The following is a 20,999-nucleotide window of genomic DNA, read 5'->3' as shown; positions in this document are numbered from 1 at the left end:
CCTGAAGAGTAGTCAGCCTTCAGGCTTGGACAACTAAAACGCGCCTTTGTTCTGTACCGAGGCAATGGCAGCCTGAACCGCCTCCTGGGCCAACAAAGCACAATGCACTTTGACCGGCGGCAATTCCAGCGCTTGCTGTACATCCGTGGACGAGAACCGGGCCGCTTGCTCCAGACTGCGATCCTGCAACCATTGCGCCGCATAAGAAGCGGCAGCGATGGTACAGCCACAACCATAAGCCTTGAAACAGCTATCCTGAATCTGGCCCTGCTCCGATACTTTGAGCTGGATCCGAATCAATGCCCCGGTTTCGTGACTTCCTGCTTCCCCCGTGCCTACGTCAGCATCACTGCTGTTCATGACACCCGCATGACGCGGGTGCAGGAAATGCTCCATGACAGCGTCACTATATCTCATTGCGCGAACTGCTCCGAAGCGGGCTCGCTCCATAAAGGAGAGACGGCCCGCAATTGTTCAACCACACGACGGATGGCGGCAATCGTGTCATCAATGTCCTGCTCGGTCGTGAAACGGCCGAGGCTCAAGCGCAAGGAGCTGTGCGCCAACTGATCGCTGCGACCCAAGGCCGTCAATACGTAGGACGGTTCCAGGCTGGCCGAGGTACAGGCCGAGCCGCTGGACACAGCCAGATCCGTCAGGGCCATCATCAGGGCTTCGCCCTCGATGTGATCCACACTGATATTCAGGTTATGCGGCACACGCTGGTCCAGGGTACCGTTCAGAAACAGATCCGGAATTGGCTGCAAACCGGCCCACAGACGATCCCGCAAGGCCGTGATGCGCTGATTGTCCTGGTCCATTTCCTGAGCAGCCAGCTCGAAAGCGCGGCCCATGCCCACGATCTGATGCGTAGCCAGCGTACCGGAACGAAAACCGCGCTCGTGACCACCACCATGAATCTGTGCTTTCAGACGCACCGCCGGTTTACGACGGATATACAAGGCACCAATCCCTTTAGGACCGTAGGTCTTGTGGGCAGACATGGACATCAAATCCACTGGCCATTCCTGCAGATTGATCGCCACCTTGCCGGTAGCCTGGGCGGCGTCCACATGGAACAGCACCTTGTGCTCACGGCAAATTGCCCCCAAAGCCTGCACATCCTGAATCACGCCAATTTCGTTATTCACCAGCATGACCGAGGCCAGGATGGTATCGGGACGAATGGCTTGTTCAAACGCCTGCGGATCAATCAGACCACTGGGCAGGACATCCAGAAAGGTGACTTCAAACCCTTCGTCCTGCAAGGCCAGACAGGTGTCGAGCACGGCCTTGTGTTCCGTACGGACGGTAATAATATGGCGGCCCTTGGACTGATAAAACTGTGCGGCACCCTTCAGGGCCAGATTGATGGCTTCGGTAGCACCGGAAGTCCAGACGATTTCTCGCGGCTCTGCCCCAACCAGGGAGGCAACCTGACGACGCGCCTGATCCACGGCTTCTTCCGCATCCCATCCATAAGGATGGCTGCTGGAGGCGGGATTGCCAAATCGTTCCGTCAACCAGGGAATCATGCTGTCGGCAACACGCGGGTCTACCGGTGTGGTGGCGGCATAATCCATATAAATACGCTGAGCGCGACTCATACAAAACTCCGGAGTCAGTAGCGGCGACTGCCCACTACAAAGTACATTCTTCTGGCTGACCAGCTTCCTGAGCGGCCAACTTGAGCTGACGCAGACGCTGCTGATCAACCAAGTCCTGTAGCGAGACAGAGTCCAGATAATCGACCATTTTACGACTAAGCGTCGCCCAAAGCTCGTGAGTCATGCACTCGCCTTTCTGCCCATTTGTGCCCTGCTTGCAATTACCCTTGCCACCGCATTGGGTGGCATCAACGGGCTCATCGACCGCAAACACAATGTCAGCAACAGTGATATGGCGAGCCAGACGCGCAAGCGTATAGCCACCACCTGGACCACGCACGCTATCGACCAGTTCATGGCGGCGCAACTTGCCAAACAACTGCTCAAGATAGGAGAGCGAGATACCCTGTCGCTGGCTGATGCCTGCGAGCGTCACCGGTCCACTTTGCTGGCGCAGCGCAAGATCGATCATCGCGGTTACGGCGAAACGCCCTTTTGTCGTCAAACGCATGATAGTTTCCTTGCCAAAGGCGAAAGCGGCCGGATTGCCAAGGGCAAATCCGACCAATTTGGTCCAGTATAGCAAATACAGGGGAAACTACCGTGCTTGAGCGTGTGTTTTTACACTTATACTGAAGTGTTATTTAGCCGCTCAGGCAGCACGGTAATTGGGGACGCGCTTGCGAACCAGCTCGAACACGCCCTGACAGGCATCCTCGATATAGTCCATGACCTTATTAAAGCCATCCTGGCCGCCATAATAAGGATCGGGCACGGTAGCCGCTTCATAGTCAGTGGCAAAGCGCATCAGCAGCATGAGCTTGTGGCGGTAAATGGGAGGACACATTTGCTGCAAGGCAGCGTGGTTTTCCCAGTCCATGCTCAAGATAAGGTCGAAGTTGCGAAAGTCCTCGCGCTGGACCTGTCGGGCCTGATAGGTAGAGATGTCATAACCGCGTTTACGAGCGGCTATCTGTGCGCGTGTGTCAGGATGCTCGCCAACATGAAAGCCATGCGTGGCGGCTGAATCCACCAAAATAGCCTCCGACAAACTGGCTTGGTCGACCAGTTGGCGCAAGACACCTTCGGCGCTGGGGGAGCGGCAAATATTCCCTGTACAGACAAACAGAACCTTACTCATAATGCGTCAAAGTCTGCGGGAAAACCCCAAATAAGGCAAGACAGAACCGGGCCGGAACAGGCTCCGAAAACGGCCTCGAAAACTGCAAATCCGTATCGTTTGGGGGCTGCCAATAAGAACAGTACGCAGCTGCTTGAAGTTTGGAATAAACCAAAGGCGCGGCACCCTTTGCTTAGCGGATACACCGCTTTCTCGGGATGAGATAAATCAAGCAATACACCCGAGTGATGAAAGCCGGTAGCGGAACCGTGTTTTTTCTGTACTTTCGTCCAGGCTTAGTTGCAATTATGCAACAAGCATCATCAAAGATGAAATTGCCCCGCTTTTGCTGGAGGGGCTCAAGCGCGAGTGGAACCGAACACGCAATCCGGTTTCAGGCGAAGGTCACCACTTCAGTCCAAGACGGACTCCAACGAAGTCGCCTGCGCCCTTCCCCGACACCAGAAGCACCAAGCCCAAGCCCTCAGGCCATCAACAGCTTGGCCTTGAGCCTTTGCAACTTGTCGCGCGCAGCTGCGGCTTGCTCGAACTCCAGGTTGCGAGCGTGATCCATCATTTCCTTTTCCAGACGCTTGATCTCGCGTGCCGCAGCCTTCTCGTCGCGAATCAGCTCTTCTGGCACATCCTCGCGCAAGCTGGCGGTTGGATCCGAAGCAACAACACCATCAATCAACTCACGGACGGCCTTGTTCACGCCGCGCGGCGTAATGCCGTGCTCTTCGTTAAAGGCGATCTGCTTGGCACGACGGCGCTCGGTTTCTTCGATGGCGCGTTGCATGGAGTCCGTCATTCTGTCGGCATACAGAATGGCTTTACCATTCAGGTTACGTGCGGCCCGACCTATGGTTTGAATCAGGCTGCGTTCGGAACGCAGAAAACCTTCCTTGTCCGCATCCAGAATCGCCACCAGAGACACTTCGGGCAAATCCAGACCCTCGCGCAGCAAGTTAATCCCGACCAGCACATCGAACACGCCCAAACGCAGATCCCGGATAATCTCGGCCCGTTCCACCGTATCAATGTCCGAGTGCAAGTAACGCACGCGGATACTGTTCTCTGACAAGTATTCGGTCAGATCTTCGGACATGCGCTTGGTGAGCGTCGTCACCAATACACGGTCTTCCTGTGCGGTACGCAGCTTGATTTCACCCAGCAAATCATCGACCTGCGTAGTGGCAGGACGAACCTCGATTTCCGGGTCCACCAGGCCAGTAGGTCGCACCACCTGTTCAACCACATTGTCTGCATGCTCTTGCTCGTAGGCAGCCGGCGTGGCCGATACGAACACGGTTTGCGGCATACGGCGCTCGAACTCTTCCAGCTTCAGGGGCCGGTTATCCATGGCCGACGGCAGACGAAAACCGAACTGCACCAGAGTCTCTTTACGCGAGCGGTCACCGCGATACATGGCGCTCAACTGTCCGATGGTGACGTGGCTTTCATCAATAAACATCAGGGAGTTACGCGGCAGGTAGTCAATCAGCGTCGGCGGCGGATCGCCAGGCGCTGCTCCTGACAAGTGGCGGGAGTAGTTCTCGATGCCTTTGCAAAAGCCCAGCTCCTGCAACATCTCCAGATCAAAGCGGGTGCGCTGCTCCAGGCGTTGGGCCTCGACCAAATGCCCTTCCCGAGTCAGAAACTCCAGGCGCTCGCGCAGTTCCAGCTTGATGGTTTCAATCGCCCGCAACACAGTTTCTCGTGGTGTCACATAGTGCGAACTGGGGAACACGGTAAAGCGGTTCAGCTTTTGCACGACCTTGCCTGTCAGCGGATCGAACAACTCCAGCTCTTCAATCTCGTCATCAAACAGGCTGACCCGCAAGGCCAGCTCCGCGTTTTCTGCCGGGAAGATATCAACCACTTCACCACGAGCGCGGAACACACCGCGCTGGAAATCCAGGTCGTTGCGCTCGTACTGCATGGCGACCAGACGCGCCAGCAGCTCCTGGCGGGCGATACGATCCCCCTTGCGCAAGGTCAGCACCATAGCATGGTAATCACCGGGGTTACCAATACCGTAGATGCAGGACACGGTGCCCACAATAATGGTGTCTGGCCGTTCCAGCAGACTTTTGGTGGCCGACAAGCGCATCTGCTCGATGTGTTCATTGATGGACGAGTCCTTTTCAATAAACAGATCACGCGATGGCACATAGGCCTCGGGCTGGTAGTAATCGTAGTAAGACACGAAGTACTCCACGGCGTTGCGTGGAAAAAACTCGCGCATCTCGGCGTACAACTGCGCAGCCAGGGTTTTATTGGGTGCCAGAACAATGGCCGGACGCCCGGTGCGAGCAATAATATTCGCCATCGTATAGGTCTTGCCTGAGCCCGTTACCCCCAAAAGGGTCTGGTACATCAAGCCGTCATCAATCCCCTCAACCAACTGCTCAATTGCCGCGGGCTGGTCGCCGGCGGGCAAATAAGGTTGGAAAAGTTTGAAGGAACTCCCCGGAAATTCTTGAAAGGCAGGCTCAAATTTCATGCTAGACACACTTTAGGGTAAGCCCGTATTATCACATTAATGCTTTGTTTTTCTACCTTTCCGCACTAACGCCCCCATATCATCATGACATCGCTCTTCGAAACCGTCGAACTGGCTCCACGCGACCCCATTTTGGGTTTGAACGAACAATACAATGCCGACGAACGCAGCGGCAAAGTTAATCTGGGGGTCGGTGTTTACTACGACGATCAAGGGCGTATCCCCATTTTGCAGGCTGTTCAAAAGGCTGAAGAAGCCATGATGAGCAAGGCCGCCGCGCGCAGCTACCTGCCTATCGAAGGTATCAATACCTACAATCTGGGTGCTCAAACTCTGTTGCTAGGTGCCGACTCCCCCATCATTGCCGAAGGCCGAGCCTTGACCGTGCAATCCCTGGGCGGCACAGGCGCACTGAAAATCGGTGCCGACTTCCTGCAGCAACTGCTGCCCCAGTCCGAGGTTTACATCAGCGATCCCAGCTGGGAAAACCACCGTGCTCTGTTCGAGCGCGCCGGCTTCAAGGTCAACACCTACGCTTACTACGATGCCGCAACTCATGGCCTGAACTTTGACGGCATGATCGCCTCGCTGCGCACGATGCCTGCCCAGTCCATCGTGATCCTGCACGCTTGCTGCCACAACCCTACCGGCGTGGATCCCAGCATGGAACAATGGACCCAGATCGCTGAGCTGATCAAAGAGCGTCAACTGGTTCCTTTCCTGGACATCGCTTACCAAGGCTTTGGTGCCGGTCTGGAAGAAGACGCCAGCGTGGTGCGCCTGTTTGCCAAGCTGGGCCTGTCCATGTTCATCAGTTCCTCGTTCTCCAAGTCTTTCTCGCTGTACGGCGAGCGCGTTGGCGCCCTGACTCTGGTTACTTCCAGCAAGGACGAAACTTCCCGCGTGCTGAGCCAGGTCAAGCGCGTGATTCGCACCAACTACTCCAACCCGCCCACACACGGTGGCAAGGTTGTGGCCACCGTGCTGAATTCGCCTGAACTGTTTCAAACCTGGGCTACCGAACTGGCCGGCATGCGTGATCGTATCCGCGAAATGCGCGCCCAACTGGTTGCCAAGCTGAAAGAGCACGGTGCTACTCAGAACTTTGACTTCGTGCTGGAACAGCGCGGCATGTTCTCCTACTCCGGTCTGACAGCCGAACAAGTAGAACGCCTGCGCCAGGAACACGGTATTTACGCTGTCAGCAGCGGCCGTATCTGCGTGGCTGCGCTGAACAGCCAGAACATTGACGTCGTGGCCAAGGCCATCGCTCAAGTCCTGAAATAAGCAGGCTGTCCTTACCGCCCCCAACGCCCTTCTTCGGAAGGGCGTTGTCGTTCCAGCCCTTGGAGTACTACCATGACAGACGCCATTTCCCTGAACACCGAACGCCTGCTCCTGCGCCCCTGGAAAGCGACGGACCTGGAACCCTTCTTCCGCTTGAATAGCGATCCCCACGCGCTGCGCTTTTATCCAGCCACCCTGGACCGCACACAAAGTGATGCCATCGCTCACCGTAGCCAAAGCTTGATCGAAGAACATGGCTGGGGCCCGTGGGCAGTAGAACTGAAGGAAAGCGGGGCCTTCATCGGCATGGTGGGTCTGAACCGCCCGACCGCCGATCTGTACTTTCAGCCTTGCGTGGAAGTGCTTTGGCGTCTGCTGCCTGAATACTGGGGCAAAGGCTACGCCACCGAAGCAGCTCGCGCCTGCATGGACTTTGGCTTTGACGAGCTGGGCCTGGCGCAAATTGTGGCGTATACCGCCCGGTTGAACCTGCCTTCGCAAACCGTCATGCAACGCCTGGGCATGACAGAGCAAGCTGGCACCTTTGATCACCCCGGTGTAGCGGCAGGCCACAAGCTGGTACCTCATGTGCTGTACACCATGGACCGCAAGGATTGGCCCCAATCCGCCTGAGCAGCCGAAAGGGTCAAAAATTAAGCCTTTAAGGTCCTCACCGCTTGCAAAAACGCCAACTGTAACGCACAATCTTTACTGTATATATATTCAGCAGACAATACTATGACCGCCAAGCTCACTGCACGCCAACAACAAGTGCTGGACATCATCCGTTCTGAAATCGAACGGACGGGTTTCCCTCCTACTCGAGCTGAGATTGCTCAGGTGTTGGGTTTCAAATCCGCCAATGCGGCAGAGGATCATTTGAAAGCTCTGGCCCGCAAAGGCGCTATCGAATTGACTGCCGGTGCCTCGCGCGGCATACGCCTGCTCGGCACGGATACCCGCGAAAACGCAGCGCCCAGCAGCAGCGCCCTGGCCAATCTGGCTGATGCCCTCTTGCTGCCCATTATTGGTCGCGTGGCTGCCGGTAGCCCTATTCTGGCTACCGAGCATATCGAACGCGAGATTGGCGTCGCCCCTACCCTGTTCACCCAAACGCCGGATTACCTGCTGCGCGTGCGTGGCCTGAGCATGAAAGACGCCGGCATTTTTGATGGCGACCTGCTGGCCGTCAAGAAAGCCAGCGAAGCACGTAATGGGCAGATCGTGGTGGTCCGTATTGGCGACGATGTCACCGTCAAGCGCCTGTCGCGCTCCAGCAATCAGGTAGTCCTCTTGCCCGAGAATCCGGACTTTGAGCCTATCGTCGTCACCGATCCGGATTCCCTGTCTTTGGAAGGCATTGCTGTTGGTCTGATTCGTACCAGCCCACTGCATTAAGCCCTGCCTCTCTTGGTCACCCAGCCTGTTTTATAGGCTGGGTGGACCTGATAAGGAAAAACCCCATATACCGTTTGGTGCATGGGGTTTTTTATTAGTCAGGATACATGCCGCTCTGCAGATTGAAGTAGACGCAGAGCAGCGGCAGCGACGATTATAGTTACCGCTATATCTACGGCGAAGATCACTGCTGCAGTGTGTATGGGCAGTGGCCTATGCTTCTGGAACGAGTTGAACAGGCTTGCCCCCGCACAATACTGTGAGCACCACCAACAAGATCTGACTCTCTGCTTGTAATCAATATGACTGACTGCAAACACACGATCAGTCCAGCTAAAAAGCAAACAGGCCACCTTGAAATCAAGGTGGCCTGTTTTGCGTCTTACTGAAGCTAAAGCTTAGTGCTTGAAGGACTCAGAGCCAGCGCCAGCGGCACGCGTTGCTGCCAAGGCCTCAGCGGCCAGGCGAGCAACTTCTTCGTCACTCAGAGGCGTTACAGCGTCTTGCAGAGCCACTTCCAGTACGCGATCAATCCAACGCACGGGAATGATCTCCAGCGTGTTTTTCACGTTATCTGGAATATCGGCCAGGTCTTTGACGTTTTCCTCCGGAATCATCACGGTTTTGATACCGCCGCGTTGCGCTGCCAACAGCTTCTCTTTCAAGCCACCGATAGGCAGAACTTCGCCGCGCAAGGTGATTTCACCCGTCATGGCCACGTCGGCACGAACCGGAATACCCGTCAGGCTGGACACGATAGCAGTCGTGATGGCGATACCGGCCGATGGACCATCCTTGGGCGTGGCGCCTTCAGGAAAGTGCACGTGCAGGTCACGCTTTTCAAACACGCTATTGGCAATGCCCCACTTCTGGGCACGCGAACGTACGACTGTGCGAGCCGCTTCAACCGACTCTTTCATCACGTCGCCAATCGAGCCGGTGCGCAGCACATTGCCTTTACCGGGCATATCGGCCACTTCGATGGTCAGCAACTCACCGCCCACCTCAGTCCAGGCCAGACCGGTAACCAGGCCAACCTTGTTCTCTTTTTCGGCCAGGCCGAAGGAGAAACGACGTACGCCCAGATAATCGTTCAGATTCGCCGCATTCACGACCAAGGTTTCCTGAGTCAGTGTCTTGTTGCGAGCCGCACGCGTACCGGCTTGTGGATTAGCCACCAGCAGCTTGCGAACCACCTTGCGGCAGATCTTGCTGATTTCACGTTCCAGCGAACGCACACCCGCTTCACGTGTGTAGTAACGCACGATGTCGCGTACCGCGTCTTCTGTCACTTCCAGTTCACCCTCGCGCACGCCGTTGTTCTTCATCAGCTTGGGCAAGAGGTAATCGAACGCAATGCGTACCTTCTCGTCTTCGGTATAGCCGGACAGACGAATCACTTCCATACGGTCCAGCAGGGCCGGTGGAATGTTCAAGGTATTGCTGGTTGCCACGAACATCACATCGGACAAGTCGTAGTCCACTTCCAGGTAGTGATCCTGGAAGGTGTGGTTTTGTTCGGGGTCCAGAACCTCCAGCAATGCCGAGGATGGATCGCCACGGAAATCCGCGCCCATCTTGTCGATCTCGTCCAGCAGGAACAGCGGGTTACGTACACCCACCTTGCTCATGTTCTGAACAACCTTGCCGGGCATGGAGCCGATGTAGGTACGACGGTGACCGCGAATCTCGGCCTCGTCACGCACGCCACCCAAAGCCATGCGAATGAACTTGCGGTTCGTTGCCTTGGCGATGGACTGACCCAGCGAGGTTTTACCCACGCCTGGAGGGCCAACCAGACACAGAATCGGAGCCTTCAGCTTGTCGACGCGTTGCTGCACAGCCAGGTACTCGACAATGCGCTCTTTGACCTTTTCCAGACCAAAGTGATCCGCATCCAATACTTCCTCGGCGTTGCTCAAGGAGTTGTTGATACGGCTCTTTTTGCGCCAAGGCAGGCCTACCAGCGTTTCGATGTAGTTGCGCACGACCGTGGCTTCGGCTGACATCGGCGACATCAGCTTGAGCTTTTTCATTTCGGATTCGGCTTTCTTGAGCGCTTCTTTGCTCAGTTGAGCCTGTTCGATGCGTTTTTCCAGCTCTTCGACATCCGCACCGTCCTCGCCTTCGCCCAGCTCTTTCTGAATCGCCTTGACCTGCTCGTTCAGGTAGTAGTCGCGCTGGCTCTTTTCCATCTGCTTTTTCACACGGCCGCGAATACGCTTCTCGACCTGCAAGATGTCAATTTCGCCTTCCAGTTGCGACAGCAGGCCTTCCAGACGCTCCAAGGCCTTGGGCGTTTCCAGCATGCCCTGCTTTTGTTCCAGCTTCAGCGGCAAATGCGCAGCGATGGTGTCAGCCAGGCGGCCGGCATCATCAATCCCGGTCAGGGAAGTCAGAATTTCCTGAGGGATTTTTTTATTCAGTTTGACGTACTGTTCGAACTGGCCCAGCACCGCACGGCGCAAGGCTTCGGTTTCAGCCGCATCCCCAGCGTCGCCGGGCACTTCGACCACCGAGGCCATGAAGTGGGTTTCGGCATCCTGTACCTGGGTGATTCGAGCACGCTGCAAGCCTTCCACCAGCACTTTTACGGTGCCGTCGGGCAGCTTGAGCATTTGCAAAATACTGGCCGCACACGCAATTTCGTAGAGATCCTCGGGAGCGGGATCATCCTTGCCTGCGGACTTTTGCGCCACCAACATAATGTTGTTGCCGGACTCCATTGCCAGCTCAAGAGCTTTAATCGAGCGAGGCCGACCAACAAAAAGCGGAATCACCATGTGAGGGAACACCACTACATCGCGCAAGGGAAGCAGCGGCAGCTCAATAGGTTCCGTAGAAAGAATCTGGCTCGCAGACATAGTCATTTCCTATAAATGTCCTTAGACGCAAAAGGGAAGCCTGGGCTTCCCTTTCACGGTTTAACCTGTTGTAGCTCAGATTGTGGCGAATTTGGATATTTCAAGTAGTCCGAATGAACATTAGAACAGAACTTTACAGAGTTAAAGAAAGACGTATTGTTACGTGTGGTGGTCATCATGGATACCCACTCCTTTCTCTTTGCCTTCGCCTGCCGCCCTGTCTTGCCTGTGCCCTTCTGGCCAAAGCCAGACAGAGCACAAACAAGGAGATATCTCTAAGCTACTGCGTTTTTCAAGGGCGACTCAGAGTCACTGGCTTCACTATCGGACAAAGGGCGACCCAAAATCAATTCGGGTTTACTCTTTCCAACAACCGCATCCTCGGTCAGCACCACTTTGCTGACGTCCTTGCGCGAGGGCAGTTCGTACATGGTGTCCAGCAAGGCTTGCTCGACAATGCTGCGCAGACCACGGGCGCCGGTACGACGCTTGATGGCACGTTGGGCCACGGCACGCAGGGCTTCGGGCTGAACTTCCAGCTCTACGCCTTCCATGCTCAGCAGCTTCTGGAACTGCTTGACCAAGGCATTGCGCGGCTCGGTCAAAATGCGGATCAGTGCGTCTTCGTGCAGCTCTTCCAGAGTGGCAACCACAGGCAAACGACCTACCAGCTCGGGGATCAGGCCGAACTTGATCAGATCCTCGGGCTCGGCCTCAGAGAACAGCTCGCCTACACCACGCTCGGACTTGGCTTTCACCGAGGCAGAAAAACCGATACCGGATTTTTCTGTACGGTCACGAATCACCTTTTCCAGGCCATCAAAGGCACCACCGACGATGAACAGAATGCTGGTGGTATCAACCTGCACAAAGTCCTGGTTGGGGTGCTTGCGGCCGCCTTGTGGGGGCACCGAAGCTACTGTTCCTTCGATCAGCTTGAGCAGTGCCTGTTGCACGCCCTCGCCCGACACGTCGCGGGTGATCGAAGGGTTATCCGATTTGCGGGAAATCTTGTCGATTTCGTCGATGTAGATAATGGCGCGTTGCGCTTTTTCCACATCGTAATCGCAATTTTGCAGCAGTTTTTGAACGATGTTCTCGACGTCCTCACCCACGTAACCAGCTTCGGTCAGCGTGGTAGCGTCAGCCATCACAAAAGGCACATCCAGCATGCGGGCCAGTGTTTGGGCCAGCAGCGTTTTGCCCGAACCCGTAGGGCCGATCAGCAAGATATTACTTTTGGACAGTTCCACATCGTCACGGCCTGGCTTGCCGTTACGAATTCGCTTGTAGTGGTTGTACACCGCTACGGCCAAGGTGCGCTTGGGCATTTCCTGGCCAATAACATACCCATCCAGAAACTCTTTGATTTCCTGGGGGGTGGGCAATTCCTTACGTTCACCATCAGGAGTGGCGCCCGCAGCTTCGTCACGAATGATATCGGTACACAGATCAATACATTCGTCGCAGATGAACACGGACGAAGGTCCAGCGATCAGTTTCTTGACCTCATGCTGGCTTTTATTGCAAAACGAGCAATGCAGAACTTTCTCGTCGGCCGATTTCTTTTCGGACATAAATTTAAATTTCACTTCAGGATGGTAAAAGGACGGGAACAAGTCCCGCCCCCGAACAGCCATAGTACTGCTTCAGATCGATCCCCGTGGGGACAGATGATTACTCGTCACGAGTGTTCATCACCTTGTCGATCAGGCCGTAGGCCACAGCGTCTTCAGCTGCCATGAAGTTGTCACGCTCGGTATCCAGCTCGATACGCTCGACAGGCTGACCGCAGTTTTCGGCCAGGATCTTGTTCAAGCGTTCACGCAGGCTCAGGATTTCCTTGGCCTGAATCTGGATGTCGGAAGCCTGGCCTCGCGCACCGCCCGAAGGCTGGTGAATCATGATGCGCGAGTTAGGCAAGGCGAGACGCTTGCCCTTGACGCCCGAAGACAGCAAGAAAGCGCCCATGCTGGCAGCCATGCCGGTACACAATGTCGAGACTTCCGGCTTGACGAACTGCATCGTGTCGTAGATGGCCAGGCCTGCATAGACCGAACCACCGGGCGAGTTGATGTAGAGCGAAATATCCTTCTCAGGATTTTCCGACTCCAGAAACAGCAGCTGGGCCACAATCAGGTTGGCCGAGTTGTCGTGAACCGGGCCCACCAGAAAGATGATGCGCTCGCGCAGCAGGCGGGAGTAGATGTCGTAAGACCGCTCTCCACGACCGGACTGCTCGATCACGATAGGCACGTAGCCCAAACCCGTAGGGGCAACGGATTGCCCCCCATGCATTGAGGCGTAGAAGTCGACAAAGGTTGACGACATTAGTTGGTTCCCATGATTTGGTCGAACGCCACCTCCTCGTCGGACACCTTGGCCTGGGACAGTACGTGCTCGACGACGTTGTCTTCGAGTACCACTGCCTCAATCTCGGCGCGACGCTGGCGATCGGACAAGTAGTAGGCCACCACTTGGGCGGGCTGTTCGTAGTTCTGGGCAAATTCTTCGATGCGGGCACGAACCTGCTCGGGCTTGGCTTGCAGTTCAGCAGCCTTGACCAACTCGGAGACCAGCAGACCCAGACGCACGCGGCGGGTGGATTCTTCCTGGAACGCCTCGGCAGGGATAGGCATCTTGTCTGCGTCTGGCACGCCACGGTCTTTCAGTTCAGCGCGAGCCGAAGCGATGCGACCTTGCACGTCGTTGTCCACCAGAGCCTTGGGCACGTCAAATTCGCTGGCAGACAGCAAAGCGTCCATCACGGCGGATTTGTTGCGAGCGTGCACACGAGCCTTGATTTCGCGTTCGATGTTGGCACGGATGTCGGCCAGCAAAGCGTCCACATCACCTTCAGCCTGACCCAGGGACTTGGCAAACTCAGCATCCATTTCGGGCAGAACAGGCTGGGCCACGTCTGTCACGGTGATCTTGAATTCGGCCGTTTTGCCAGCCACTTCCTTGCCGGTGTAGTCGGCAGGAAATTCCAGGGGGAATGTTTTGGTTTCGCCTGCTTTCATGCCGGCAACGGCAGTTTCAAACTCGGGCAGCATGCGGCCACGACCTTGCAGGTACTGGAAACCCTCAGCGCTACCGCCTTCAAAGGCGACGCCGTCGATGGTGCCCACAAAGTCCAGAGTGATGCGGTCATCTTCCTGGGCTTCGCGATCAGCGCTGGATTCGTAGTTGGCGCGTTGCTTGCGCAGCACGTCTACGGTGCGCTGGATGTCTTCGTCAGTCACTGGCGTGGTAGCACGCTTGATTTCCAGTTTGGACAGATCAGGCAGAGCCACTTCTGGGTAAACTTCGAAAGTTGCGGTAAAGGCCATGGTGCCTTCAGCAGGCTCGCCTTCTTTGGCTTCCAGATTAGGAGTGCCGGCAACGCGCAATTTGGAGTCCTGGATCACTTTGTCCAGGGCTTTGCCGATCTCTTCGTTGATGGCGTCGTAACGGATACCAGGGCCGTGGCTGCGCTCGACAACGGACAAAGGCGCTTTACCGGGACGGAAGCCCTGTACCTTGGCCGTACGAGCCACACGCTTGAGCTGGGCCTGGACTTGTTTTTCTACGTCGGCCACCGAAACGACCACATCGACTCGGCGCTCCAAGCCGGACAGAATTTCAACCTCGGGCTGCATTGAAGACCTATATTAAATTGAGTAATTGATAAGAGTAATCCGGCATTTTACCGGAAACTGGCACGGTAAATCCAAACAAACGTATTTTGAATCATAATTTCCTGTCAAGACAATACAGCCGTGCCGGACTATGATCCCTTACTTTACCTTCCCTACGCAAGACTGACATGCACATGAATACCCCTTTAGGCGGCATCCGGGTCCTGGAACTGGGCCAACTGATCGCCGGCCCCTTTGCCGCCAAGATCCTGGGCGAGTTTGGCGCGGACGTCATCAAGATCGAATCCCCTAAAGGCGGCGACCCCTTGCGTAAATGGCGTTTGCTGCATGACGGTAACTCGGTCTGGTGGGAGGTGCAATCCCGTAACAAAAAGTCTCTGGCTTTGGACCTGCGACAAGCGGAATGCCAGGAGGTGGTCCGGGCACTGGTAAAAGAGTGTGACATCCTGATCGAGAACTTCCGTCCCGGCGCCCTGGAAGAATGGGGGTTGGGCTGGGAAGAGCTGAAAGCCATCAACCCGGGCCTGATCATGCTGCGCGTGTCGGGCTATGGGCAGACAGGCCCCTACAAGGACAAACCCGGTTTTGGTGTGATTGGCGAAGCCATGGGTGGTTTGCGACATCTCAGTGGTGAAGCAGGACGGCCACCCGTGCGCGTTGGCGTCTCCATCGGCGATTCCCTCGCCGCCCTGCACGGCGTCATCGGCATCATGATGGCCTTGCGTCAACGCGAGCAGAATAAAGGCGAAGGTCAATATATTGACGTGGCCTTATATGAATCTGTCTTCAACATGATGGAAAGCCTGCTGCCGGAGTACTCCGCTTTTGGAGCCATACGCGAACCGGCAGGCAGCAGCTTGCCCGGCATCACCCCCAGCAATGCCTATGTCTGCAAAGATGGTAAATATGCCCTGATTGCGGGAAATGGCGACAGCATTTTCAAGCGTTTGATGAGCGCCATTGGCCGCGCCGATATGGCAGAAAATCCCGACTATGCTCACAACGATGGTCGCGCACGGAATGCAGGTGTCATCGATGCCGCTATCGGTCACTGGGCCAGCGCCCTGGAGCTGGACAAGGTACTGGAGATTCTTGACCAGGCTGGCGTTCCGGCAGGCCGTGTTTACGACATCGCCGATATTGCAGCCGACCCCCATTACCAGGCCCGCGACATGCTGCTTGACAGCAATTTGCCGGATGGCACGCCGCTTAAAGTCCCCGGCATTGTTCCCAAGCTGAGCAGCACCCCTGGTGGCATCTACCGCCCGGCTCCCCATTTGGGCCAGGACACAGAGGACATTCTGAATACGCTGGGCATCAGCGCCGACCAACAGGCCGACTGGCAGGCACGCGGCTTGATCGTCAAAAACCCAAAACGCCAATAAAACAAAACTGTAAAAAAGCGCATGGGGGCCACATTAGAATGGCCCCTAATCTATTTGCTTTCCCCTAGGGCTGACTACTTGCCTAGGGTGAAAATCCACGCTAGAATCTACTTCTTTCGTGTTGCGAACGTGGCGGAATTGGTAGACGCACCAGATTTAGGTTCTGGCGCCGAGAGGTGTGAGAGTTCGAGTCTCTCCGTTCGCACCATCAAACGAAAACCGTTGATTCAAAAAAATCACTTTTAAGCAAAATCAACGGTTCAGTTTTTCTACTCCCCAACTGGCTTTTACAGGCTCTACCCCATAAGCGGGGGATGCGCATTCACTAGACACGGTTGATCACACCGCTCCACCCGCACTGAGCCAAGACTCTCATGCGGTAATTCTCAAAGTTCCTGAACCCATACGCACGGCGTGAGAGCATTTCCATCTTGGTGTGGAAGCCTTCAGTAATGCCGTTGGACTTGGTGAATCGCCACATCCTGACGATGGGTTCGAGCCATGATTTTAATGTGGCGGCCAGCGCCCTGGCCGGGCTCTGCTCAAACTGCTCAATCAACGCCAGGAATTGGGGCATCATCTTTTGAGCCCTCTTTCTTTTCAAGCTCTTCATCACCAAGAATCCATTTAACTGCTGCTTGGCGAAGTACAGCGCCCGCAGCACCGGCTCCTGAGCCAAGTACTGATGCAGATTCTCCTTCTGCATGGCGGTCAGCTTCCAATGGTGACGGCGCATCAGGCTGAGCAACCCCCGGTTCTTGCGACCCTGGGGGTCATACTGCTGCCACAGCTTCAGGAAGTGCTGGTTCACCAGGCGCACGACATGGAAACGGTCAGCCACGATGATGGCATTGGGGAAGTACTGCTGAGCGATCCGGCGATACGTCTCGGACAGATCCATCACGATCACCCGCACATTCTCCTTACCCGGCAAGCGTTTCAAATAGCTGCGCAAACTCGCCTCTGAGCGGCCCAACACGACATCGAATACTTTGTGATTCTTCAGGTCGACCAGCGTGGTGGCGTAACCGCGTTTGCGAGTGAAGAAGTGTTCATCAATCCCAAGCACCTGCGGGCAGCTGCGCCCAGAGAGCTCCGACACGCGTCGCTTGATGAACGACTGATACCAGCGCTCCACCGTCGCACTACCGACGCGGTGCGTATGGGTCAGCTTGCGCTGACTCACGCCACCCTCGTGGGCCTCAAAGACCTCCAACCGATACGTCTCGGTCGAACGTAGCCGGGGCAGAATCCCGGCGAAACGGTGGCGAAAATACCGGTTGCAGTCGGTGCAGTGGTACTTGGGAACGCGCAGGTGCAGCACGACCAGCTTATTGCCCTGTCGCGTGTGCTTGAGCGTGCGTTGATGAGTCGCCTTGATGCGCACTTGGTTGCCTGCGCAATGCAAGCAGGCGGGCCGCTTACGCGGCCGCGCCCATACATGAATATCCTTTGTTCGTTTGACAGCCTGGACCACCAGCCCAGGGATCCCTAGGATAGAATCGATTGGGGACATCGGCATTGCTTCCGTTAGACAGGTTCTTCGCAAAAACAAGTCTAGCGAATGTCGATCGTCCCCCTTTTATGATGTAGAGCCAGTTTTTCTACTCCCCAACTGGCTTTTACCGCTTGTTTCCAGGTACTGGCGATCAGTAGTACCCACTCATGAAACAGCACCTTACTTCAGGCGCTTTTTTGTTGCTCCTGAAGACATCGCGCTGCACGGCTTGATTCTCTTTTTGCTGTGCATACACTCGCCATGCCTTGCGCCAAAACAACTGCAAAGCAGGGCATAACGCTGACTGGAACACGATTTTCCGGACATAAAAAAGCCGCCTGAGTGGAGCGGCTTTATTCATCAAGCTAGTTAATCCTGCCTGTCATGCTTGCCCGGGAAGTCACTAGGCCAACGCATGGGCTTAGGTTCCGGATTGGGCCTGGGAGCTGGATGGGGAGAAAGGATACCATTCACGTCCAAACCTCCTTCACGTAACAATCAAAAGTATGCAAGCCACGCGTTAATTGCACTAAATACTATAGCAATGGTGGAAAATCACCAGCCTTCCAGTATTAACCCCACTGCAATAGGGCACCACGTCATCAGATCAAGCGTTCTCCGGAAACGTAGTACGGACACGAAAACAGGCTTGCACTTCCTTTTAATCAGACTGTTTTTTAGCCCTGCAGTTCCCTGCAACTACAATCCCAAACAGCGGCGCGACGGCAAACACGCTAAATAGATAATAAGCAGCCTGACGCGTCCCCTCCACTCCACCCGGATGAATAAGTCCACCTGCATTGGCAACCATCCCCGCCAAAGCCGCCCCGCTGGCCGTTGCAAAGAGCTGAATGGTGGTGATGGATGCCCCGGCCAGTTCTTGCTCCTGAGCGGAAGCGGCTTTTAACACCCGTATCAGCAAGTGGGGCCAGGCCAGCCCTACCCCCAAGCCGATCAGCGCCAGTGCCAAACAAATCGGTACCAGATCCAGAAACAGTCCCGTGCTGGTCTCCGGCACCAGAAAGGCGAGCCCGACCATGCCCAGCAAGCCGCAAAGCGGCCCGGCCAGAATCGCCCGCTCAATCGCCCGTCCACTCAGCCCCGAGCTGATGACCGCCCCCACCGTCCAACCCGCTCCCATCAAGGCGGCCAGGTAGCCCGCCACCAAAGGAGACTGCTGATGCAAAACTTGCAGGAAAAGCGGTGCAAAGACCTCTCCGCTAGTGACAGTCAACACCAACAAGGACATCAAGGCATACCAACCGGCAATCTCGGAACGCAACCGAAATGTCCCCGACGGCAACAAGCTGCTTGGCGAACGTTTTCCGACAGCAATCAAGGCGGCACCCAGCACGAACGCCAGCGCCAGGCCCAGGACATTGTGCGCCAGCTCTGCCGACGTACTCCCCGCAGAAATAGCCAGCACAGCCAGCGTCAATAAAATCAGCTGAATCAACGGGATAGATGCCTTGACCCCAGTGCCGGATTGGGGCTCCCGTTTGGGCAAGACGCCAGAAGCCACTACAGCAAAAAGAACTGCGATCAGGGCAACGGCTCCAAAAGCAGCCCGCCACATGCCCCACTCCGCAAACACGCCGCCGATAGCCGGGCCTGCAAGGGTGGCTACACCCCACATGCCCGATACCAAAGCCATCGCACGGGGCCATAACTGCTCGGCAAAAACCACGCGAATCATGGCGTAGGCCAAGGCAAAGAGAAAACCCCCACCTATGCCCTGAACAAAGCGACCGAACAGCAAAATGGACATGCTGGGTGCCGCCGCACAAATCACCGCCCCCACCGCAAAGATCACGGCGGCCAAGCCATAGCTTCCTTTAGGCCCTGTCATGGCCAGCAACTTGGGGGACAAGGCCGAACCCAGGATGGATGCCACCACAAACAAGGTCGTGTTCCAGGCATATAAATCCAGTCCGCCGATATCCTGCACCACCGTAGGCAAAATGGTGGTCGCAATATAGACATTGACAGCATGCAGCACCACACCGCCCGCCAGCACCAGCGCACGCATGGCATTGGCGCCAGACAATAACTCCCCCAGGCTGACTGGCTGGACGCCCCCTGCCCTCCCTTCGCGGCCAACTGGCCTGGTGCCGCTGACACCTCGCCCGCAGGGGCTTGCTGATTCTTCATAAGATCTCGACTCGTTCACAATAAGACGCCCAGTTGCTCAAAGAGCTTGCAGGGGCAAGAGTCGTCTTTTATAAAACCTCATGTATAGATGAGGTCAAGAGAATCCGTCACCATGAAAATCGACATTACTGTCCCGCTATCGGTAGGCGAAGTTGCACGCCGCAGCGGAGTGACTATTGCCACCGTGCATCACTATGAGACCAAAGGCTTGATTCAAGGCTGGCGCAGCGATGGCAATCAGCGCCGCTATCACCGCGAGGTTTTGCGAAAGATCGCGGTAATCAAAATTGCTCAAAGAGCGGGTATTCCGCTGGCAACAATCAAGGAGGCCTTGGATGAACTGCCATCCGGCAAGCCCCTCCAGGCCAAGGACTGGGCACTGCTCTCGACCCGCTGGCGCGACATGCTCAATGATCGGATCCGCAGCCTGACCCAACTGCGTGATGAGCTGGATGGATGCATAGGCTGTGGATGCTTGTCCATGACGAATTGCCCGTTACGAAATCCGGGGGACCAATTGTCATTGGTGGGAGATGGGGCTGTGTTACTGAGTCAGAAGAACGCCATTTAATGCGCTTAGCAGCAGGATCTGATCCGTTGAGCAAAGAGCGTTCAATGCCGCCCTTGAGGGCCCGGCCGGGACGCCGGGCCCGTTCTTATGGGGATGTTTATCAAGCGAGTACTAAACCGCTTTAAATCACGCCCCAGAAATACAGCAAGGCAGGCAGCAAAGCCGTCAGCACGCCCTGCACGGCGGACACCATGCCCGTCAATCGAGCAATGGGCTTGTTCAGAACCAGCAGCAAGAAGAACATGAACCACAGCACGGCCCAGGACAGCCAGCTCAGCACTTGCCAGTAATCGAAAATCCGCTCGGCAAGACTCAGATTGGTAATCGCGGCAGGAACGGCGATACAAGCCACCACCAAGGAATACCAGCCCAGCGCCCGGCCGTCACTGCCAGTAAAGGCGTTCACCCCCACCCAGAAATAGGTCAGGGCAAACAGGCCCAGGTAAATGGCGGACAAGGGCGAGTACACGGTGCTGTTGGCCGGATTCAGGATGTGGGCCATGCAGATGAATCCCAGCACGGCAGTGAACAAATTGACGATGGCAGCATCTTTAGCATCCACCAGCCTGCTCGCGTGATGGCCTTCAGAGTAATAGAGACGAACACCATTAACGAACAGGCACAGGCCTGCAAACGCCAGAAAAGCGGCAACTAGCATTTTGAAGTTTTCCTAAGTAATAGAAAGCGGACACAGAACATGCCCGCAACATGATGTTGCACTCAGAGCCGAGGCGGAGCAGATCATAGAGCTTGGCGGTCCAATCGCCATGTATGTTTTTTTATAAGCTCTATAAGAAAAAACCGCGCATTTTTACGGCGGTTTTCTGGTGAAAATCCATGCTGAAAAACAGAAATTTTTCGCGGACAGAATGAGAGCCGCCGTTACAGGCTGCGTCTGAGCATCAAACCATGCTAAAAGCAGAAAAAACCCGTCAGATCAATGACTTGAATAACATCGCATTCAGAACAGT

17 protein-coding genes and 1 tRNA gene are annotated in these 20,999 nt (G+C 55.7%); 6 read left to right on the top strand and 12 right to left on the bottom strand.

Annotated features, from left to right (window positions below):
• Positions 1-33: 33 nt before the first annotated feature.
• The 5 genes from CPY64_RS06310 to uvrB form a co-directional block, all read right to left on the bottom strand.
• The gene (locus CPY64_RS06310) at positions 34-417 is read right to left on the bottom strand and encodes an iron-sulfur cluster scaffold-like protein (protein ID WP_042479800.1); all 384 of its coding nucleotides are present in this window, start codon (positions 415-417) and stop codon (positions 34-36) included.
• The gene (locus CPY64_RS06305) at positions 414-1,607 is read right to left on the bottom strand and encodes an IscS subfamily cysteine desulfurase (RefSeq protein WP_042479797.1); all 1,194 of its coding nucleotides are present in this window, start codon (positions 1,605-1,607) and stop codon (positions 414-416) included. Before CPY64_RS06305 ends, CPY64_RS06310 begins: the two co-directional genes overlap by 4 nt.
• A gap of 34 nt (positions 1,608-1,641) precedes the next feature.
• Positions 1,642-2,118 (bottom strand): Fe-S cluster assembly transcriptional regulator IscR, encoded by a 477-nt coding sequence (iscR, locus tag CPY64_RS06300; RefSeq protein ID WP_021446710.1) that lies wholly within the window; start codon positions 2,116-2,118, stop codon positions 1,642-1,644.
• Between the two features lie 141 nt (positions 2,119-2,259).
• Complete coding sequence (locus tag CPY64_RS06295) at positions 2,260-2,751, bottom strand: low molecular weight protein-tyrosine-phosphatase (RefSeq protein WP_026482840.1); 492 nt, start codon at positions 2,749-2,751, stop codon at positions 2,260-2,262.
• A 460-nt stretch (positions 2,752-3,211) separates the two neighbouring features.
• A complete protein-coding gene (gene uvrB, locus CPY64_RS06290) occupies positions 3,212-5,233 on the bottom strand; it encodes an excinuclease ABC subunit UvrB (RefSeq protein ID WP_042479789.1) in 2,022 nt (673 codons plus the stop codon).
• Between the two features lie 84 nt (positions 5,234-5,317).
• Here uvrB and CPY64_RS06285 point away from each other — a divergent pair, with 84 nt between their 5' ends.
• From CPY64_RS06285 to lexA, 3 genes are all read left to right on the top strand, one after another.
• Positions 5,318-6,520 (top strand): amino acid aminotransferase, encoded by a 1,203-nt coding sequence (locus CPY64_RS06285; RefSeq protein WP_042479787.1) that lies wholly within the window; start codon positions 5,318-5,320, stop codon positions 6,518-6,520.
• Positions 6,521-6,592: 72 nt separating this feature from the next.
• Positions 6,593-7,153, top strand: a complete 561-nt coding sequence (locus CPY64_RS06280) for a GNAT family N-acetyltransferase (RefSeq protein ID WP_042479785.1) — start codon at positions 6,593-6,595, stop codon at positions 7,151-7,153.
• A 105-nt stretch (positions 7,154-7,258) separates the two neighbouring features.
• Positions 7,259-7,918, top strand: coding sequence for a transcriptional repressor LexA (lexA, locus tag CPY64_RS06275; protein ID WP_042479782.1), 660 nt, complete (start codon positions 7,259-7,261; stop codon positions 7,916-7,918).
• Between the two features lie 398 nt (positions 7,919-8,316).
• Here lexA and lon read toward each other — a convergent pair whose 3' ends face one another.
• From lon to tig, 4 genes are all read right to left on the bottom strand, one after another.
• A complete protein-coding gene (gene lon / locus CPY64_RS06270; RefSeq protein WP_042479780.1) occupies positions 8,317-10,782 on the bottom strand; it encodes an endopeptidase La in 2,466 nt (821 codons plus the stop codon).
• A 275-nt stretch (positions 10,783-11,057) separates the two neighbouring features.
• Positions 11,058-12,359 carry an ATP-dependent Clp protease ATP-binding subunit ClpX gene (gene clpX, locus CPY64_RS06265; protein ID WP_042482027.1) on the bottom strand — a complete coding sequence of 434 codons (1,302 nt, stop codon included), beginning with the start codon at positions 12,357-12,359 and terminating at the stop codon, positions 11,058-11,060.
• Between the two features lie 100 nt (positions 12,360-12,459).
• Complete coding sequence (gene clpP / locus CPY64_RS06260) at positions 12,460-13,113, bottom strand: ATP-dependent Clp endopeptidase proteolytic subunit ClpP (protein ID WP_021446711.1); 654 nt, start codon at positions 13,111-13,113, stop codon at positions 12,460-12,462.
• Positions 13,113-14,423 carry a trigger factor gene (gene tig / locus CPY64_RS06255; RefSeq protein WP_042479776.1) on the bottom strand — a complete coding sequence of 437 codons (1,311 nt, stop codon included), beginning with the start codon at positions 14,421-14,423 and terminating at the stop codon, positions 13,113-13,115. The genes clpP and tig overlap by 1 nt, the downstream gene beginning before the upstream one ends.
• Positions 14,424-14,596: 173 nt before the next feature.
• Between tig and CPY64_RS06250 the strand changes: the two genes are divergently transcribed.
• Together CPY64_RS06250 and CPY64_RS06245 are read left to right on the top strand one after the other, a co-directional pair.
• Positions 14,597-15,808: a CaiB/BaiF CoA transferase family protein gene (locus tag CPY64_RS06250; RefSeq protein WP_042482025.1), complete on the top strand. Its 1,212-nt coding sequence runs from the start codon at positions 14,597-14,599 to the stop codon at positions 15,806-15,808.
• 123 nt (positions 15,809-15,931) lie between these two features.
• Positions 15,932-16,016 (top strand) — tRNA-Leu (locus CPY64_RS06245).
• 117 nt (positions 16,017-16,133) lie between these two features.
• On the opposite strand, the gene CPY64_RS06240 is transcribed toward CPY64_RS06245, so the two are convergent.
• Positions 16,134-17,324 (bottom strand): ISL3 family transposase, encoded by a 1,191-nt coding sequence (locus CPY64_RS06240; protein WP_042489565.1) that lies wholly within the window; start codon positions 17,322-17,324, stop codon positions 16,134-16,136.
• Between the two features lie 643 nt (positions 17,325-17,967).
• The gene (locus CPY64_RS06230) at positions 17,968-19,353 is read right to left on the bottom strand and encodes an MFS transporter (RefSeq protein ID WP_373862642.1); all 1,386 of its coding nucleotides are present in this window, start codon (positions 19,351-19,353) and stop codon (positions 17,968-17,970) included.
• A gap of 216 nt (positions 19,354-19,569) precedes the next feature.
• Here CPY64_RS06230 and soxR point away from each other — a divergent pair, with 216 nt between their 5' ends.
• Positions 19,570-20,028: a redox-sensitive transcriptional activator SoxR gene (gene soxR / locus CPY64_RS06225; RefSeq protein ID WP_042487785.1), complete on the top strand. Its 459-nt coding sequence runs from the start codon at positions 19,570-19,572 to the stop codon at positions 20,026-20,028.
• A gap of 121 nt (positions 20,029-20,149) precedes the next feature.
• On the opposite strand, the gene CPY64_RS06220 is transcribed toward soxR, so the two are convergent.
• Positions 20,150-20,686: an AmiS/UreI family transporter gene (locus CPY64_RS06220; protein WP_042487788.1), complete on the bottom strand. Its 537-nt coding sequence runs from the start codon at positions 20,684-20,686 to the stop codon at positions 20,150-20,152.
• Positions 20,687-20,999 lie beyond the last annotated feature (313 nt).

This window comes from Alcaligenes faecalis (assembly GCF_002443155.1).
Classification (GTDB): Bacteria; Pseudomonadota; Gammaproteobacteria; order Burkholderiales; family Burkholderiaceae_B; genus Alcaligenes; species Alcaligenes faecalis.
This window is presented reverse-complemented; position numbering and strand designations above follow the sequence as displayed.

Coding starts and splice junctions, on each gene's coding strand:
- iscR (WP_021446710.1), bottom strand. CDS start 2,118: ATGCGTTTGACGACAAAAGGGCGTTTCGCCGTAACCGCGATGATCGAT.
- CPY64_RS06240 (WP_042489565.1), bottom strand. CDS start 17,324: ATGTCCCCAATCGATTCTATCCTAGGGATCCCTGGGCTGGTGGTCCAG.
- CPY64_RS06285 (WP_042479787.1), top strand. CDS start 5,318: ATGACATCGCTCTTCGAAACCGTCGAACTGGCTCCACGCGACCCCATT.
- CPY64_RS06220 (WP_042487788.1), bottom strand. CDS start 20,686: ATGCTAGTTGCCGCTTTTCTGGCGTTTGCAGGCCTGTGCCTGTTCGTT.
- CPY64_RS06250 (WP_042482025.1), top strand. CDS start 14,597: ATGAATACCCCTTTAGGCGGCATCCGGGTCCTGGAACTGGGCCAACTG.
- CPY64_RS06305 (WP_042479797.1), bottom strand. CDS start 1,607: ATGAGTCGCGCTCAGCGTATTTATATGGATTATGCCGCCACCACACCG.
- lexA (WP_042479782.1), top strand. CDS start 7,259: ATGACCGCCAAGCTCACTGCACGCCAACAACAAGTGCTGGACATCATC.
- clpP (WP_021446711.1), bottom strand. CDS start 13,113: ATGTCGTCAACCTTTGTCGACTTCTACGCCTCAATGCATGGGGGGCAA.
- CPY64_RS06280 (WP_042479785.1), top strand. CDS start 6,593: ATGACAGACGCCATTTCCCTGAACACCGAACGCCTGCTCCTGCGCCCC.
- tig (WP_042479776.1), bottom strand. CDS start 14,423: ATGCAGCCCGAGGTTGAAATTCTGTCCGGCTTGGAGCGCCGAGTCGAT.
- clpX (WP_042482027.1), bottom strand. CDS start 12,359: ATGTCCGAAAAGAAATCGGCCGACGAGAAAGTTCTGCATTGCTCGTTT.
- CPY64_RS06310 (WP_042479800.1), bottom strand. CDS start 417: ATGAGATATAGTGACGCTGTCATGGAGCATTTCCTGCACCCGCGTCAT.
- lon (WP_042479780.1), bottom strand. CDS start 10,782: ATGTCTGCGAGCCAGATTCTTTCTACGGAACCTATTGAGCTGCCGCTG.
- soxR (WP_042487785.1), top strand. CDS start 19,570: ATGAAAATCGACATTACTGTCCCGCTATCGGTAGGCGAAGTTGCACGC.
- uvrB (WP_042479789.1), bottom strand. CDS start 5,233: ATGAAATTTGAGCCTGCCTTTCAAGAATTTCCGGGGAGTTCCTTCAAA.